General features: G+C 45.2%; 12 protein-coding genes. 3 read left to right on the top strand and 9 right to left on the bottom strand.

Translation table 11 applies throughout. The annotated features are described in order from the left end of the window. Positions 1 to 21: 21 nt before the first annotated feature. The 4 genes from KVT36_RS01255 to KVT36_RS01240 all read right to left on the bottom strand — a co-directional run bounded on the left by KVT36_RS01255 (position 22) and on the right by KVT36_RS01240 (position 5,050). A complete protein-coding gene (locus KVT36_RS01255; RefSeq protein ID WP_217601687.1) occupies positions 22 to 768 on the bottom strand; it encodes a hypothetical protein in 747 nt (248 codons plus the stop codon). Between the two features lie 100 nt (positions 769 to 868). Then, a complete protein-coding gene (locus tag KVT36_RS01250) occupies positions 869 to 3,409 on the bottom strand; it encodes a TonB-dependent receptor (protein WP_217601686.1) in 2,541 nt (846 codons plus the stop codon). 25 nt (positions 3,410 to 3,434) lie between these two features. Next, positions 3,435 to 4,442, bottom strand: coding sequence for a FecR family protein (locus KVT36_RS01245; protein WP_217601685.1), 1,008 nt, complete (start codon positions 4,440 to 4,442; stop codon positions 3,435 to 3,437). 29 nt (positions 4,443 to 4,471) lie between these two features. Then, positions 4,472 to 5,050, bottom strand: a complete 579-nt coding sequence (locus KVT36_RS01240) for an RNA polymerase sigma-70 factor (protein WP_217601684.1) — start codon at positions 5,048 to 5,050, stop codon at positions 4,472 to 4,474. Between the two features lie 272 nt (positions 5,051 to 5,322). On the opposite strand from KVT36_RS01240, the gene KVT36_RS01235 reads away from it, so the two are divergent. Next, positions 5,323 to 7,218 carry a beta-L-arabinofuranosidase domain-containing protein gene (locus KVT36_RS01235; RefSeq protein WP_217601683.1) on the top strand — a complete coding sequence of 632 codons (1,896 nt, stop codon included), beginning with the start codon at positions 5,323 to 5,325 and terminating at the stop codon, positions 7,216 to 7,218. A gap of 4 nt (positions 7,219 to 7,222) precedes the next feature. Here KVT36_RS01235 and KVT36_RS01230 read toward each other — a convergent pair whose 3' ends face one another. From KVT36_RS01230 to KVT36_RS01220, 3 genes are all read right to left on the bottom strand, one after another. Continuing rightward, positions 7,223 to 7,633, bottom strand: coding sequence for a DUF1348 family protein (locus KVT36_RS01230; protein WP_217601682.1), 411 nt, complete (start codon positions 7,631 to 7,633; stop codon positions 7,223 to 7,225). Positions 7,634 to 7,787: 154 nt separating this feature from the next. After that, on the bottom strand, positions 7,788 to 8,660 hold the full coding sequence (locus tag KVT36_RS01225) for an AraC family transcriptional regulator (RefSeq protein WP_217601681.1): 873 nt from the start codon (positions 8,658 to 8,660) through the stop codon (positions 7,788 to 7,790). Further along, positions 8,650 to 9,357: a DUF4386 domain-containing protein gene (locus tag KVT36_RS01220; protein ID WP_217601680.1), complete on the bottom strand. Its 708-nt coding sequence runs from the start codon at positions 9,355 to 9,357 to the stop codon at positions 8,650 to 8,652. The genes KVT36_RS01225 and KVT36_RS01220 overlap by 11 nt, the downstream gene beginning before the upstream one ends. A gap of 183 nt (positions 9,358 to 9,540) precedes the next feature. On the opposite strand from KVT36_RS01220, the gene KVT36_RS01215 reads away from it, so the two are divergent. Beyond that, on the top strand, positions 9,541 to 10,197 hold the full coding sequence (locus KVT36_RS01215) for a suppressor of fused domain protein (protein ID WP_217601679.1): 657 nt from the start codon (positions 9,541 to 9,543) through the stop codon (positions 10,195 to 10,197). A 177-nt stretch (positions 10,198 to 10,374) separates the two neighbouring features. Next, positions 10,375 to 12,738, top strand: coding sequence for an ABC transporter permease (locus KVT36_RS01210; protein ID WP_217601678.1), 2,364 nt, complete (start codon positions 10,375 to 10,377; stop codon positions 12,736 to 12,738). 129 nt (positions 12,739 to 12,867) lie between these two features. Here the strand turns inward: KVT36_RS01210 and KVT36_RS01205 are convergent, their stop codons facing one another. Next, on the bottom strand, positions 12,868 to 13,905 hold the full coding sequence (locus KVT36_RS01205; RefSeq protein ID WP_217601677.1) for a DUF6340 family protein: 1,038 nt from the start codon (positions 13,903 to 13,905) through the stop codon (positions 12,868 to 12,870). A gap of 647 nt (positions 13,906 to 14,552) precedes the next feature. Beyond that, a complete protein-coding gene (locus KVT36_RS01200; RefSeq protein WP_217601676.1) occupies positions 14,553 to 15,116 on the bottom strand; it encodes a dihydrofolate reductase family protein in 564 nt (187 codons plus the stop codon). Between the last annotated feature and the right edge of the window lie 139 nt (positions 15,117 to 15,255).

Raw genomic sequence — 15,255 nt, 5'->3', positions numbered from 1 at the left:
GCTACAGATCCCAGCTCATTATTACTTTTTCAGAGGACGGTGCATTGTCCGCACTACAATGGTATCATATCTTTGCGTAGTGATATCCCTTTGCAGCACATCATCATAATAGGTCAGCGTTGTGTTGTTCCTTATTTTATCAATTAAAAGGCTGTCGCTTGAGATCATAGTAGGCCCTGCAATGTAACCCTTGTTCGTGAATGCCATCATCATACCAAATACAGGCCTCCAGGTAGTAGTGGAGGCAATGGCAACGTAATAAGGTAAAGAGTAATTACCCTTGGAGATCAGGATGGGAAATTTTTTCCGGTAGCTGCATGGATTGGTATAATAAGTAGGGCATTCCACCATGGGGCCATACTTAGGCAACAGATCCAGTAAAGTATCGCAAACTGACCTTGGGCCTGGGTTATCAGTGGTGTTATCCATTTCCGCAATCACCATTAACGAATCGTTCTTATTGATGATCTCTGCTTTTATGTTTCCCCGCAGTACGTTATTACCGCCAGTAAATGTCAGAGAGTAAGAGGAAAGGTCATTAGGGCCTGGTGTTTCCGGTGAGTAGCCCATACGGGTAATATAATCCGCTATAAGCGCCTGATCATGTATTACATCATTGTTGGTGTACATTACTGCGCCGTCAGCTATTATGTTATTGGTTGGCTGGTACGATTCATCACTATTATTATAGGGATCAGGTGTAGCATCATCCTTTTTACAGGCAAACAGGAAAGTGCACGCCATCAATGCGATCAATATTCTTTTCATGGTCAAATTCGATTTTTAGTTTGTAAACTCGTTTAAGGTGAATCAATTTGTATATAAGACGGCAAATGTTGAAGAACTCCTATCGGCCGGGAAAAAAAATTTAAAAAGATAATTTATAGGTTAAATAGCCATTGAATTTGAAGAGCTCACGGGGGTACATATCCAGGTCGTAGCTTTTATTGTCTTCCGTTATGATCTCCGTACTATATTTCATAGCGGATTGGTTAATAGCGCTGATCCCGGCAATCACAGTATGCCGTACCTTTTTTGTATCAAAGTACCAGGCGGCATTAAGATTTACCCGGTTGCTGACGGGGCCTTTGAATGGGGGCTTCACATCCTGCCCCGGGTTTATAACATCCTTTTCCGGATCCAGGGATACGGTAGCAGGAAGCGTTATCCACCCGCCGGTATTAAAATGCCAGAGCAGGCTCAGGTCCAGCTTTTTTATAGGTTGATATTCCAGTAAGAGATTAACCTGGTTCCGCCGGTCGTACCGGTAGGGCTGGCGCTTACCATTATAGGAGCTGTCAAACTGCCGCCAGCTCCAGGAAAGTGTGTAGGAAAAGATCACTTTAAATTTTTCAAACTTCTTTTCGCACATCCATTCGGTCCCATAGCTCCATCCTTTACCTGCAATGATCTTATTTTCTACGGAATCGCCGTTGAAAAGGATATTTATATTTTCAGCGAATCCGGTTACATTATTCATCTTCTTATAATAAACATCCGCCGTAAGATTCACCAGGCGCCTGTTCTTAAACTGGTAGCCAAGATTTATCATACGGCTTTCTTCGGGCTTCAGCCGGGCGCTTGCCGGCAGCCATACTTCCCGGTTAATACCGGTGTAAGGGCTGGTAACAAGGTGCAGCATTTGCCCGGTATGTGTATAGGAAACATTGATCTGCTGATCGTCATCTATGCGGTAGCTGGAGAAAAACCTTGGCTGAAAAACCTGGTAGTTATACGTATCATATTTATAGCTGTTAAATTGAACACCGGGTCTTATCAGCAGGTTGGCGCCTATATTGATATCATTTTCATAATAGGCCGTCAGGTTAGAGAAATGGGGTGAGCGCATAACCCGGAAGGCATCTGTTCCTTCCTTAAAATCTTCTGTAACAAGCGTGTTGAAAGCGTGCAGGATATTATACTCAAACTTTGCTCCAAAGCGGGATTGTACATCAGGCGAAACCGCCAGCTCAAATTGTGTTTTTGCCTCATACCGTCTGCCGGATGAATAATTATTAAAAACAATGTTCCTGCTAACAGGCACTCCAATATCGTTTGTCTCCGGCAGCTTATACATTAAAGCAATGTAATTATTATGACCGCTTGCATTAAAGGTAGTGTTTACAAAAGAGCAGCTGTTTAATACGTGGTTCCAGTTTGCGGTAAACAGCGCATTGCTCCATTTTTGCAGGTATTCCTGGCTATCCTGTGTTAATTGGAGCCGGTCACTGCCTGCATAAGCGCTTAGCTGTAATTTATTATTCCTGTTAAGAAGATGGGTGAGCTTAACATGTGTATCCCCAAAATTGGCGTCGTATGCAAACATGTCCTGGTTGAAAGCATCTCCGGTGCTTTGCCTTACAGATGCCATCATTGCAGTCCGGTTTTTCTTAAGCGGGCCTTCTATGGTAGCGGAAAACGCGTTTAGCCCGGCTTCTGCTTCCCCGCTCCAGCGGTTCATATTACCATCCTTTGAGTTTATTTCGGTCACGGAAGATATAGCTCCGCTAAGCCGGGCCGGGAAATCATTTTTATATTGCTGCACAGATCTTATACTGGTATTGCCTAAAATGGAAACTTCGCCCAGTAAATGAGCGGGATTAAATACCTGGTTGCCATCCAGGTAAAAAAGACTTTGACCCGGATCGCCGCCTCTTACCAATAACTTACCGCCTGATTCCTGGCTTTCCATATTGCCGGGTAATAAATACAGGGCACGTACAGGATCGGTTTCTCCCAGCATATTACTGTATAAGCCGGACTGGTATCTATCCAGTTTAATACTGGCATCCTTTCTCAGCATATTACCTGCTGCTACCTGGGTTTCAGGCAACAGGGCCGGGGAAAGGAAAAAATTCAGCTGGGTATTTTTAGTGAGATCTACCGTTACGGTTTTTGAAGAAGATCCTGTAAAGGAAACCTGCAGCACATGTTCGCCGGCCGGGAGCATGATACTATAAAAGCCAAAAACATTCGACTCGCATATGGCCTTTGCAGATACCTCACGCAGGGAAGCAAAGGGGATGGGTTCAAGGCTGTTTTCCTGCTGAATGAATCCGTATAACATATGTTTTTCCAGCAAAGCATCGGCCGGCAGGGGAGCATCAGCATGTAAGATGATGATCTTATCGTTTTTTTCGATCACGGATACACGCTGTCCGCTTAGGATCCTGTTCAGCACTTTTCCCAGGGATGTTTCACCATCCGGTAACGTAACGTTTACCGTACTATCCAGTATAACGGGGGAGTATTCAATATTGAACCTGCTATAAGCTGCAAGGTCATGTAATAGCTTATGGGCATTGCCTGCTGCAGCCCGGCAATGAAACTTTGTATTTAACAGGTTGTTTTGCGCTATAACATCCGATAACAGGAGACAGCCGGCTAAAACAAGTAAAAGGCGTAACATAGGTATATACTCTGGTACCGTGGAGCTAAGGTTTAAATAAAATAATAGTATCCTGTTGCTTGCGGTAACGGATGTTAACAAGCAGCTTCAATTCATCCAGCACTTGTTCCAGCGGTTGTTTCTCAAACCTGGCAGTGATGGCGTAAAGCTCCGGCCGTTGCAGCAATAGACTATCCGGCTGTATGTAGCGGTTATAATGGTCTGCCAGCTCCGCAGCCACCCGGTCAATAGGTGTATTATCAAATTGTAGAATGCCGGTTTGCCACGACAAATAATTTGAATCCGTCACTTCCTGCTTGTTAAACCCGTTCTTATCCAATACAGCAGCTTCGCTGGCTGAGACAATATGCCGTTCCTCCGTTGCTTCCCTGTTTATAAAAGCTACTTTACCAATGCTTACCACCAGGCGGTCGTACTGCTTATTGCTGCTCACCAGGAAAGATGTTCCGATCACTTCAAGGTTAGCCCTTAACGTTTGTATGCGGAAAGGGCGGTCCTTATCCGGTTGAACATCAAAATAAGCGTCGCCCGTGAGGGTAACCGCACGTTCCTTTTTACTGAACGTTTTTGGAAAAGAAATGGCAGCGCCTTCACGCAGCACTACCATTGATCCGTCAGGAAGCGACAGCTGTTTGTTAGCCTTGCCATTTGCCTGCAGGTGAAGCAAGCCTGTATCTTTTTTACTGAAGAACATCCATCCCGCAAGGAAAAGGATGCCCGTGAGGCAGGCTGCCAGCAATACCCTTACCATAACACGGATCCTGGGCTGAGGGGTAGGCGTTAGGGGCGCTGTTTCATCCTTGCCATGCCGGAGGGCCAGGTCCAGCTTATGCCATGCTTGCTGCGCGTCAAAAACAGGCGCCTGCAATATGGCCCCTGATTCCTCCCATAGTTTAAGCACCTGCTGGTAAAACAGCTCATGCTCTGCTGTTGCTGCTCTCCATTCATCCAGCACTTTCATTTCTGTGCTGTCCTGGAGGCCTTTCAGCTGTTTTTCTATTATTATTGCTATATGTTCAGGTAATGATGTCATACTTTTCCTGTAATTAAGACCCGCATTTTTCAAAAACTCCTATCGCCAAAGAAAAAAATAAATAAAACCGGTGGTATCCATAAGCTGGCCTTTCGTATAAATGCCCTTAACAGTTTCATGGCTTTCCAGGTTTGATTGTTGACCGTATTAACAGAGATGCCCAGGTGATCTGCAATTTCCTGGTTACTCAGGTTGCCGGAGCGGCTGAGCAGAAATACTTCCCGGCACTTTGGCGGAAGATTGTCCATGGCCTTTTGCAGCAATTCACGGTAGTTGATATTGTCATGTTGCTCAGGTTCCGCTGTTAGATCCCAGGGGCTGGCTTCTTCTTCCCCGGTGTCCCAATCCGTTAAACTATAAACAGGCAGCTTATTTTCTTTGGTCAGGTGAGTAAAGGAGCTATTCCTTACCGATGTATACAGGTAAGCGCGGATCTTTGAAGAGCTTATTACTTCCCGGTGTTTCTCCCATATGCGGGTAAAAACGTCCTGCACTATATCCTCACTGCTTTCTTTGTCTTTAAGGAACGTAAAAGCATATTTACAAAGCGGATCGTAATGGGTTAAAAATAACTCTCTGAATTGGCTATAAAGATCGTTGGGATCCACAGAAAAAGGTTTAATAAAAAAGATTGCTACACGTTAGCAATAAGGATGTTAGAACACTGATTAACATGAATAAAGGCGCTGCAAGTTAAAGAAATAATTATATATTCTTACGGCTGCACCAGCGCAATAGGATAAGTATCGTAGTCCTTCCCTGTTGTTTAACAAAAAGTTCATCGGAACGCCGATCAAAAACCAACCAGATCCTGCTAAGATATAGGTACCGTAACAACCGGTGTACCATTAATTTCGGGCCAGTTCAACCGTGTATGCATATGAGATATCTTTTTCTGCTGGTCTTTTTACAACTATCTGTTACCTGCCTTGTTAAGAGCCAGGAGCAGGTATCGGCATTCCCCGTAAAAGATGTTACCATTACGGGTGGTGATTTTTTCCAGGCCGGCAAAACGGATAAAAAAGTAATGTTGTCTATAGTGCCTGACAGGTTGTTATATACCTTCAGGAAAAATGCAGGTATACCGGTTAAGCCGGCCATTAAACCCTATGGCGGCTGGGAAGCGCCTGAGGTGGCATTGCGCGGGCATACTACCGGGCACTATTTGTCGGCACTTAGCTATTGGTACGCGCAGGAGCCATTGCCCGCAATAAAGCAGCGGATCACTTATATAGTAAGCAACCTTGCGGAGTGCCAGAATAAGCTGGGAAATGGGTACCTGAGCGCTTTCCCTGAAAAAGATATTGACCGGGTTGAAAAAACAGGAGAAGGATGGGCGCCGCATTATATCCTGCATAAAATACTCCAGGGCCTCCTGGATGCCTATACCCTTACAGGTAATGAACAGGCGCTGAAGGTAGCCACCCGCTTTGGCGACTGGTTTGCTGCACGCGCAGCAAAGATCAGCGACCAGGCACATTGGGCGAAAGTGCTGGATATTATTGAACAAGGAGGTATTGAAGAATCCCTGCTGAACCTCTATATTATTACCCATGATGAGAAACATAAAACAGCCGCTACTTTCTTTGAGCAAACATCCAAAATTAAACCTGCTGCTGAAGGCAAGGATGTGCTGAATAAAAATATTACCAGCAACTACCAGCATGCAAATGCCACTATCCCGCAATTTATTGGCGCCCTCCGTAAGTATGAGGTTAGCGGGGATACCTATTACCTGCAGGCCGCTGATTTCTTCTGGAACCAGGTAACCGGCCACCGTACTTTCAGCAATGGCAGTACCGGTTACAATGAATACTGGCATCATGGGCCTGATACCTTATTGCCTGAGCTGGGTATTAAAGCAGGCGAAACCTGTTGCAGCTATAACCTGGTTAAATTAAGCAATGATCTTTTCCGTATGCATCCGCATGCTAAGTTCGGCGACTATGTAGAAAGAGCGCTGTATAACGATATTCTTTCGGCTATCCATCCTGAAACCGGCGGCATGATGTACTTCCATACGCAGCAACCCGGTGGCTTTAAAACATTCGGTAAAAATGAGGAAGTGTTCTGGTGCTGCACCGGCACCGGTATGGAGGATCATGTGCGTTATGCATCCTCCATTTATTTTCACAGTAAAAATGACCTGTATGTGAACCTTTATATTCCCTCCAGAGTAAAATGGAAAGCAAAAGGTATCAGCATGGAACAGATTACTTCATTCCCTGATGATGAGCAGTCCGTGTTTAAGATCAGCGGAGCAGCTGCCAGGTATGCCATACATTTCAGGGTGCCTTACTGGGCTGCCAAAGGGATCACTGTAAAAGTGAATGGTGAGAGCATAACAGCAGCGCCAGACAGTACCGGCTTTGTGGTGATCAACCGCAGCTGGCATAACGGCGATAAAGTAACCATTAACCTGCCGATGCAGCTCCATCTGCAACCACTGCCTGACGCGCCTGCGTATGCTTCTGTAATGTATGGCCCCCTGGTATTGGCCGGTGAGCTGGGGCGTGAAAAAATGGCTGATTCACTGATCATGACCACCGATTATTTTTTCGGTGATGTGCCCCCGGCTTATGCCGCAACCATAACAGTACCCGCCCTTACCGGTACTACCGGGCAGCTGAGCTGGATACAGAAAATGCCTTCAACAAGGTTGGCGTTTACAACAGACCAGACCAGTAATGGGAAGCCGGTAAAACTGGTGCCGGTGTCCAGGATCTATGATCAGCGGTTTGCTGCTTATTGGCGGTTTGTGGGAGGGAAGGAATAATACGTTATAAGGACCGTTCTGTGGCCTTAATAGTTTTATCACTAATGCAGCCGAAACGTTTGCTGATAAGACCTTTTTCATCAAACTCCAGCTGCTCATTCCCGTAACTATGAAACCACTGGCCATCCCGGTCGCGCCATTCCTCCTGGAAGCGGATCGCATTCCGGTTTTCTTTAGCGCCCCACACTTCTTTCCGGATCTTATATTCCTGCTGCTCTGCAAACTTGCGGCTCATATAATCTTTGACCTGGGCCCTCCCTTTGAGAAAAGTGGTACGGTCTGACCATTCAACGTCTTCTGTGTACAAAAAAGATACTTTTTCAGCATCGCGGGTATTCCATTCATTTTCGTTCAGCTGCAATTTTTGGGCTGCTGTTTCCCCGCTAAAGGGCGGGACTAATTTTGCGTTTTCCATTTTTTTAACTTTAAAAAATTGACCAATAAATGTTAAAGCTCAATGGGCGTTTTCATGGATCGCCATTGACTTTACAAAGGTCATCATATGCAGGGGAGCGGTCCATGGACGGATAGTGCTTTGGCATGGACAATTGATACAAACAGGAACTTAGTTAAGCATTGGCCCGGTTGAACCCAATGGTATCCCTGAAAAATTGTGGGGAGATGGCAACGTGGTTTTTAAAAAAGCGGCTGAAATAAAATTCGTCGTTGAAGCCCAGCTCATAGGCAATTTGTTTAACCGGCTTGTCCGTAAGGTACAATTGCCGTTTTGCCTCAATGATGATCCTGTCTGAGATCAGCTGCGACAAAGTTTTATTGAAATGTGTTTTGCAAACCCTGTTTAATGCTGCTGTAGATATATTTAACAGGTCTGCATATTCTCCCGCGCTGTGCAGCGAGCTGAAATGCTCATCTATAGCGTTTTTCAGAGTGTCTAAAATAACCGGTGTTTTTGTGAGAGATGCATCTTCCGCCTGTTGTTGGAAGAGTTTGATCCGGGAGCCGTTTATCAGTAATATTTTTAAATAAGATATCAGCACTTCGGTTTGCGCAATGCCCGTGTTTTGCAATTCCAGCCTAAGGCCATTGATGGTCGATAACAGCAGCTCCGTTTCATCCTTTGTCAAAGCGGTTACCGGTGAATCATAAATATTGTTGAACAGCACGCCGTTGCAGGAAACTTCGTTACGGTGTTTATGCAAACAAAAAAATTCCGGGTGAAAATTAACCATCACTCCCTGGAATGCGCCTTCACTTTTGATCTTAAAGGGCTGGTAAAGGGAAAAACACATCAGGCAGGTGCCATCAAAAGGGTATTGTGACAGATCTGCAGTCACCATGCCTTTACCCTTTGTTACCAGGATCACTGAAAAATAATTATACTTTTTAAGACTGCTGAAATAAACATCATCTTCAAACGCATAAACTTTAAATGCTAAAGACTTGCGCTGTGGATCTATTAATTCCAATGTATTACTGCTCATGCTGATTTTCTTTTATCCCTGCAAAAATAAGCCATAAACAAACCGCAGCCTCTCCAATGAAGGATGGGAACAGGATATAAGGGAACAAAGGATTGGCAAAGCCGCGTGAAAGGAACATGGTAAAGCTGTTGATGATATAACATAAGCCGGCAATGGCATATAAGATCCCCAGTATTTTTGGTATGTAAAGCGTTTTAAAAATAAGATAACCCATTATTATGCAGTAAAACCCAAAGAACACCAGTCCGATGGCATAACCCTGTGATTGAACATCCAGGGCCATTGCAGACAGCGCTGCTAACTGACCGGCCTGAAAAACGCCCAGGTAGGCTTTGTTACCAAAAATCAGCAGTGGATAGAGCTGGTATAAAATATTGATCGCAAATACAGCATTTGAGATGATCACAAAAAAGATGGCAAGCAGGGTACTGCGTTTATGTACCGGGCTAAACAAAAGATAAAAAAACAATATCACCGGCAACCCGCAAATGAAATTTATAAGGTCGGCCAAAAAGCCTAAACGATAAAATAGTTCATTGGATTGTATGTTCCTGGCCGTTGCCATGGCATCATTGGGAACCGTCAGTGCCTGCCGTACGAACACCTGAGCAAACAGCCCGCCGGCAATAACTATCAGGTATAGAATGCCGGCAAAACGCGCATTTCTTTTCAGGGAAGGGAAGGACTTGTCTTGCATCGGGATAAATTAACATTATAAAGCTATTTATTTTTAACGATTATTTAGGAAGGTCCGCAAATGCCTGATGGGGCAGCCATTGAAAGGATTGTTAACAATTTCATAGCTTGTTCTTTGAAAAACTTCTTTTGAATATGCAGCAGACGATCTATCTTTTGGCCCGTATCCTAAATTCATTATTCCATGACAGCTGAAGAATACAAGCAACAATTTTCAGAAGAAGATGCCGTAGGATGGTTATCAATTGATGCAACATTGGATAACGTGTACGGGGGAATAGAACCAAGGCATTACGGCCCGCTATGCGGCCTTCATTATGTGGCAGGTGGAACAGATCCTATTGATGGTGCAAGCATCTATGACAGCGATAAACAGGAATCCCACAGGCATATTATCAGCTATGGCATGTCGGAGCTGTATTATAATACAGAAAAGGCCGGTGGTGAATTCAGCAAATGGGGCTTTGAGCTTACCTTCAGATTAAAACCCTATGCGGGTGATGCAGGCGACCCGCTTTGGGCTGTGCAGATGATGAATAACCTGGCCAGGTATGTATACCAGAGCGGTAAATGGTTTGAAGAAAATCATTTTATTCCGGCAAACGGCCCTATACGCCTGGAAACCGAAACCAATATTACAGGTATTGTATTTACACTGGATCCTGAGCTGGGGAAGATCAGTACCCCTCACGGAGAAGTATCTTTCCTGCAAATGGTAGGCATCACCAACGAAGAAGTAGAAAGGATTAAACAAAACCCTACTACGGTTGAAGTACAGCAGCTGATCGAAGAATTAAAAAGATCCAATCCATTATTAATAACAGACCTGGACAGGAAATAGCAAACCTCTCTTTCCCTTAACCGGCTAAAATTCTCTTGCACTAAAGCGAACATGCCTGTTTCAAAACCGGACACATTTTAAAATAAACACATATTTATATTGATGGCCTTTATCATGGTATTTTATGGCACAGCCTTGGTGAGTTGCATTTGAGTTACTCACCTAACCTTTGATACCATGTTCAAGAACTATCTTAAAATAGCCTGGCGCAATTTGGTGCATAGTAAACTATATGCCGCTATCAATATTGTAGGCCTGGCCGCAGGCATGGCCGTAGCATTGCTGATAGGACTATGGGTATGGGATGAGGTTTCCTTTAACACCTATCACCACCAATACCACCGCGTGGCGCAGGTAATGGTAAATACAACCAACAGTGGAAAAATCTATACCGGCGGCACTGTTTCCATTCCTATGGGTACTGAGCTGCAGGATAAATACGCTGCTGATCTTAAATATGTATCATTGGTTTCACATCCTGCAGCGCATATACTGGCAGTGGGCGACAAACAAATATCACAAACAGGCGTGTGGGCACAGCAGGCCTTTCCTCTTATGTTAACCCTGAAAATGTTACAGGGCAACGCTGATGCATTGAAAGACCCATCCTCCGTATTGCTGTCCCAATCTATGGCCCGTGGCCTTTTTGGAGAAGAAGATGCGCTGAATAAATTAGTGCGTTTGGATAATAAGACAGATATGAAGGTAGCCGGTGTGTATGCAGACCTGCCGTATAATACCACCCTGCGGGATATAAAACTGATGCTGCCCTGGAACGGGAACAATGAGGACTGGATAAAAAATGCCCGGACACAATGGGACAATCATATGTGCCAGCTGTATGTGCAGCTAAACGATCATGCGGATATTGATAAAGTGAACGCCAGGATCCGCAATGTACCCACACCGCATATTAATTTTTCCAAGGAGGAGCTGCTGCTGCATCCTATGGAAAAATGGCATTTGTACAGCAGCTTTGAGAATGGTAAAGTTTCTGGCGGCCGTATCAGCATGGTATGGCTTATAGGTATTATAGGTGTGTTTGTGCTGGCGCTGGCCTGCATCTATTTCATGAACCTTTCCACTGCCAGGAGCGAAAAGCGCAGCCGCGAAGTAGGCATACGCAAAGCCATCGGATCATTCCGCGGACAGCTTATAGCGCAGTTCCTCAGCGAGTCATTGCTGGTGGCATTCATAGCGCTGGTACTGGCAGTGCTGCTGGTACAGCTGTTGCTGCCGTTCTTCAATAGCCTGTCAGACAAAGCCATGGCCATTCCCTGGAGCATGCCCCTGTTCTGGGTATTTACCCTGGCCTTTACCTGCTTTGCAGGACTTGTTTCCGGCAGCTATCCCGCGTTTTATTTGTCCGGCTTTGAACCGGTAAAAGTGCTCAAAGGCACCTTCCGTGCAGGCAGGTTTGCAGCGCTTCCACGCAAAATACTGGTGGTAGTACAGTTCACCGTATCTGTTTCACTCATCATGGGTACCCTTATTGTTTACCGGCAGATAGAGCATGCCCGCAACAGGCCCGTAGGTTATACCCGCGCAGGACTGATCACCGTAGATATGAACACACCGGATATGGAGGGGCATTATAACGCCATACGCCATGATCTGCTGGAAACAGGCGCAGTAGCCGATATGGCGGAATCCAACAGCGCGCCTACGCAAGTATGGTCTAATAACATTGTTGAATGGGAAGGTAAAGACCCCGGCATTGTAGTGAGCCCGGGCACCATTGCTGTTTCGCACGACTTTGGCAATACCATTGGCTGGAAAATAAAAGAAGGGCGCGATTTTTCCCGGAGCTTTGCTTCAGACACCGGCGCTTTTATATTGAACGAATCAGCCGTTAAGCTCACTGGTTTTAAAGAACCGCTAGGTAAGGTTATCCGCTGGCTGAACCAGGACCATATGATCATTGGCGTAGTAAAGGATATGGTAATGGAATCGCCTTACCAGCCGGTACGGCCCACTATTTTTCACCTGAACCCGGCCTGGGCCCGTTTAATAACGGTGCGGATAAAACCCGGTATCTCCATGCGGGAAGGCCTGGACAGGATAGCGCCGGTATTCAGGAAATACAATCCGGGTAGTCCTTTTGTATATAAGTTCACGGATGATGAATATGCCAAAAAGTTCGATAATGAAGAACGCATCGGCAACCTCACTACCTTTTTTGCAATGCTTGCCATTTTCATTTCCTGCCTGGGATTATTCGGGCTGGCATCCTTTGTGGCAGAGCAACGCACTAAGGAAATAGGCATACGTAAAGTGCTGGGTGCCTCTGTATTTAACCTATGGAAATTGCTGTCGAAAGATTTTGTAGCGCTGGTTATAATATCCTGCGCCATTGCCATTCCGCTGGCAGGGTATTGCCTGCACCAATGGCTGCAGCAATATGAATACCGCACAACACTCTCCTGGTGGATCTTTATAGCCTCCGCTGTTGGTGCGCTGGCAATAACATTAGCAACAGTAAGCTACCAGGCCATAAAAGCCGCTGTTATGAATCCGGTGAACAGCCTGAAAATAGAATAGTAGTTATCATTATCTTCCTCACCTTCATACGAATTGTGAAGGTGGAAGGCAATGATTAGTTCACCGGAATGGAACAGCAGTTTGCCCGTAAGAAGGCGCTGCTGTTCTGTTTTTCATACATAAAACCCATTATTCTGCCTGCTGCTGTTTCAGCAGCTCATCGCCTGCCTGCCGGTTCTTTAGTAAACGGATATAGTTCAGCGCAAGGCGGATCTTGTATTCCTCGTAAGCTTTCTGCGACCATTTGATTGCAAGGTCAAGCTGCCCGTTGATCTCACAGATAATGGCCATATTATAACAGGCCCTGCCGGCCACGGTACTGTTAGGGTTCGTGGTTTCTTTCTTCCATAGTTCAGCTGCGCCGTCCCAGTTGCCGGTTTGCGCTTTACGCCGGGCTGTCCTGAAATTATCAGTGCCTTTCACATAATAATCCCTGGTTACTCTTGTCCGGAAGGGAATGATCCGCATGGCATAATATTGCCCTGCTTGTACGCTCACTTCCTTTACTGCCTCTTTGCGGTTGATCAGTGCACCGGCGGCAACGGCCGGATTGATACCCCTGCCGGAGAAAGTAATGTCCCTGGCAACGGGAAATTCATCCAGGATATTCCTGCCGGCAGGGTCATAGATCCTCCATCCTGTTTTCACAGTGGTAAGCATACTGGCCTTGTGCTCTATGCCCGGTACATTGCCCAGCGGTGTTTTCAAAGAAACCGGTACAGCGGCATAGCTGATCTTTGAATCGGTGTCAAAAAGCTCCAGTGAGAAAAGGGCATCCACATGATGTTCCCGGCATATTTTGTCTACGGTTTCCCAGGAGAGCGGCGCGGAAAAAAGCCCCGGGGCATTGGTGGTCAGATCCAGCTCCCCCAGCGCTTTTACATCGTTGAAACGGTTGTTCTTCAGCAGTTCGTCGGTAAGCCCGCTTACGCTGCTTTGTGCTCCTTCCCTGTCAAGCTGTACCCCTTCAAGGCTGAATATCTTGTCAACGGCGTCTACTGTCTTATGCTGTGAGGTAACGGTAGTTCTATTCACAACACCGGGGCTTTTAATATAGGCCGGTATAGTCACGGGTGCTGGTTTCAATACATTAATGTAAACCAGCTCGGTAGATCTGCAGGAAATGCAGGTGACCGCTGCTAAAGCAATGAAAAACAGATTTTTCATGCATCTTTCTGTAGGCATAGGATAGTGATTAATATGATGATTTGTCCCTTGTATAGCTAGTGCTCCCGGCCCTGAAGATACATATAATAAAATTTATATACAATAGTGCTTCGTAATTGTTACGTTCAGTTGGAGGAGTAGGAAGTGGTCTTCAGTCCGGATAAGGATACCCCTTTTTCTTTACAGAATTCCTGCATCTTTAATGGGCTCTGTTGCCATTATGACAACAGTCGTTTCTTTTCAGTTACTGATCTTCCGGAAGCACTTTCCCTCTTTAAGGTTTTGACATTGTTGAATTCATTAACACGATAAAATTATCTGTATCGGAGTTAGCAGAAGAGATACTTGCCTGGGGGAATACTAACACCATCAGAGAGCTACCTGATCTTTGACTTCAAAGACTGGCTTAACTCTTTAATCACTGCAGCTCAGGTGGTTTTATGGGTTACGGGGATGTAAAGTCAAAAGAGATCCCTGTGGTAAGTTTACACTTAATACAACGATCACTAAATACAGCGCAACTCTAAATATGAGTTTGTAGGGATAGCTCCGATCGTGCGCCTGGAGCCGGGAAGAGACTGGATTGAGGCGGCGGTTTTTGAATTGAGCAAGGGAAAATAAAAGGCATGATAGCCTTAAACGTTCCGTTACTTTTTTATCTCGTAAAATAATTCCACCATCCCGCTTTTATAGGCTGTCACGTCTTTTAGGTGCAATGCCTGTTCCTGTCCTATCTGATCAAAGAACAAGGTGCCATCCCCCAAAATAATGGGCATGATCGATAACCTTATTTCATCTGCCAGCTTTAAACAAATGAAATCCTTGGCAAGCATTGCTCCGCCAACGAGCCAAACATTTTTGTAGTTTGGTTTTAGCCGTTCATTCACCAGTTTGTTCAGGTCACCTGAATAAATTTCAATGTTAGGTCTTTCAACAGGCAGGTTCCGGTGAGTTAATACAATTGTTGGTGTATCCCCATAAGCCCAGCCATAGGATCTTGAAAGCTCCAAAGCATGTTCGTATGTGCGGGCGCCCATTACATAACAATCTATTGCTTTAAGAAATTCGCTGGTATCCTGTTCCGTGAGCGTAGCTCCTTTTTCGTAGTGATCAGCTGTTTCAAACCAGGAGATGTTATTGTCTTTTTTTGCAATAATGCCGTCAAGGCTGGAAACCATGTGGATGGTTATTTTAAATGCGGGTGTTGTCATGGGGTGTGCTTATATCTTGCCACAGCTAAAATACAAAGCTGAAGATAAAAATAAATGGTCAGATGAACGGTAATTAACATATAGTTTACAATCAATTGTTTATTTCGGGGAATTATTTATAGCTTTATTCAACCATTAT

This window comes from Chitinophaga sp. GbtcB8, assembly GCF_019091455.1.
In the GTDB taxonomy this organism is placed as follows: domain Bacteria; phylum Bacteroidota; class Bacteroidia; order Chitinophagales; family Chitinophagaceae; genus Chitinophaga.
This window is presented reverse-complemented; position numbering and strand designations above follow the sequence as displayed.

What these genes read in the sequence shown, in the direction of transcription:
- KVT36_RS01210 (WP_217601678.1), top strand. Translation starts at nt 10,375, where the DNA reads ATGTTCAAGAACTATCTTAAAATAGCCTGGCGCAATTTGGTGCATAGT.
- KVT36_RS01235 (WP_217601683.1), top strand. Translation starts at nt 5,323, where the DNA reads ATGAGATATCTTTTTCTGCTGGTCTTTTTACAACTATCTGTTACCTGC.
- KVT36_RS01255 (WP_217601687.1), bottom strand. Translation starts at nt 768, where the DNA reads ATGAAAAGAATATTGATCGCATTGATGGCGTGCACTTTCCTGTTTGCC.
- KVT36_RS01220 (WP_217601680.1), bottom strand. Translation starts at nt 9,357, where the DNA reads ATGCAAGACAAGTCCTTCCCTTCCCTGAAAAGAAATGCGCGTTTTGCC.
- KVT36_RS01245 (WP_217601685.1), bottom strand. Translation starts at nt 4,442, where the DNA reads ATGACATCATTACCTGAACATATAGCAATAATAATAGAAAAACAGCTG.
- KVT36_RS01225 (WP_217601681.1), bottom strand. Translation starts at nt 8,660, where the DNA reads ATGAGCAGTAATACATTGGAATTAATAGATCCACAGCGCAAGTCTTTA.
- KVT36_RS01205 (WP_217601677.1), bottom strand. Translation starts at nt 13,905, where the DNA reads ATGAAAAATCTGTTTTTCATTGCTTTAGCAGCGGTCACCTGCATTTCC.
- KVT36_RS01200 (WP_217601676.1), bottom strand. Translation starts at nt 15,116, where the DNA reads ATGACAACACCCGCATTTAAAATAACCATCCACATGGTTTCCAGCCTT.
- KVT36_RS01215 (WP_217601679.1), top strand. Translation starts at nt 9,541, where the DNA reads ATGACAGCTGAAGAATACAAGCAACAATTTTCAGAAGAAGATGCCGTA.
- KVT36_RS01250 (WP_217601686.1), bottom strand. Translation starts at nt 3,409, where the DNA reads ATGTTACGCCTTTTACTTGTTTTAGCCGGCTGTCTCCTGTTATCGGAT.
- KVT36_RS01230 (WP_217601682.1), bottom strand. Translation starts at nt 7,633, where the DNA reads ATGGAAAACGCAAAATTAGTCCCGCCCTTTAGCGGGGAAACAGCAGCC.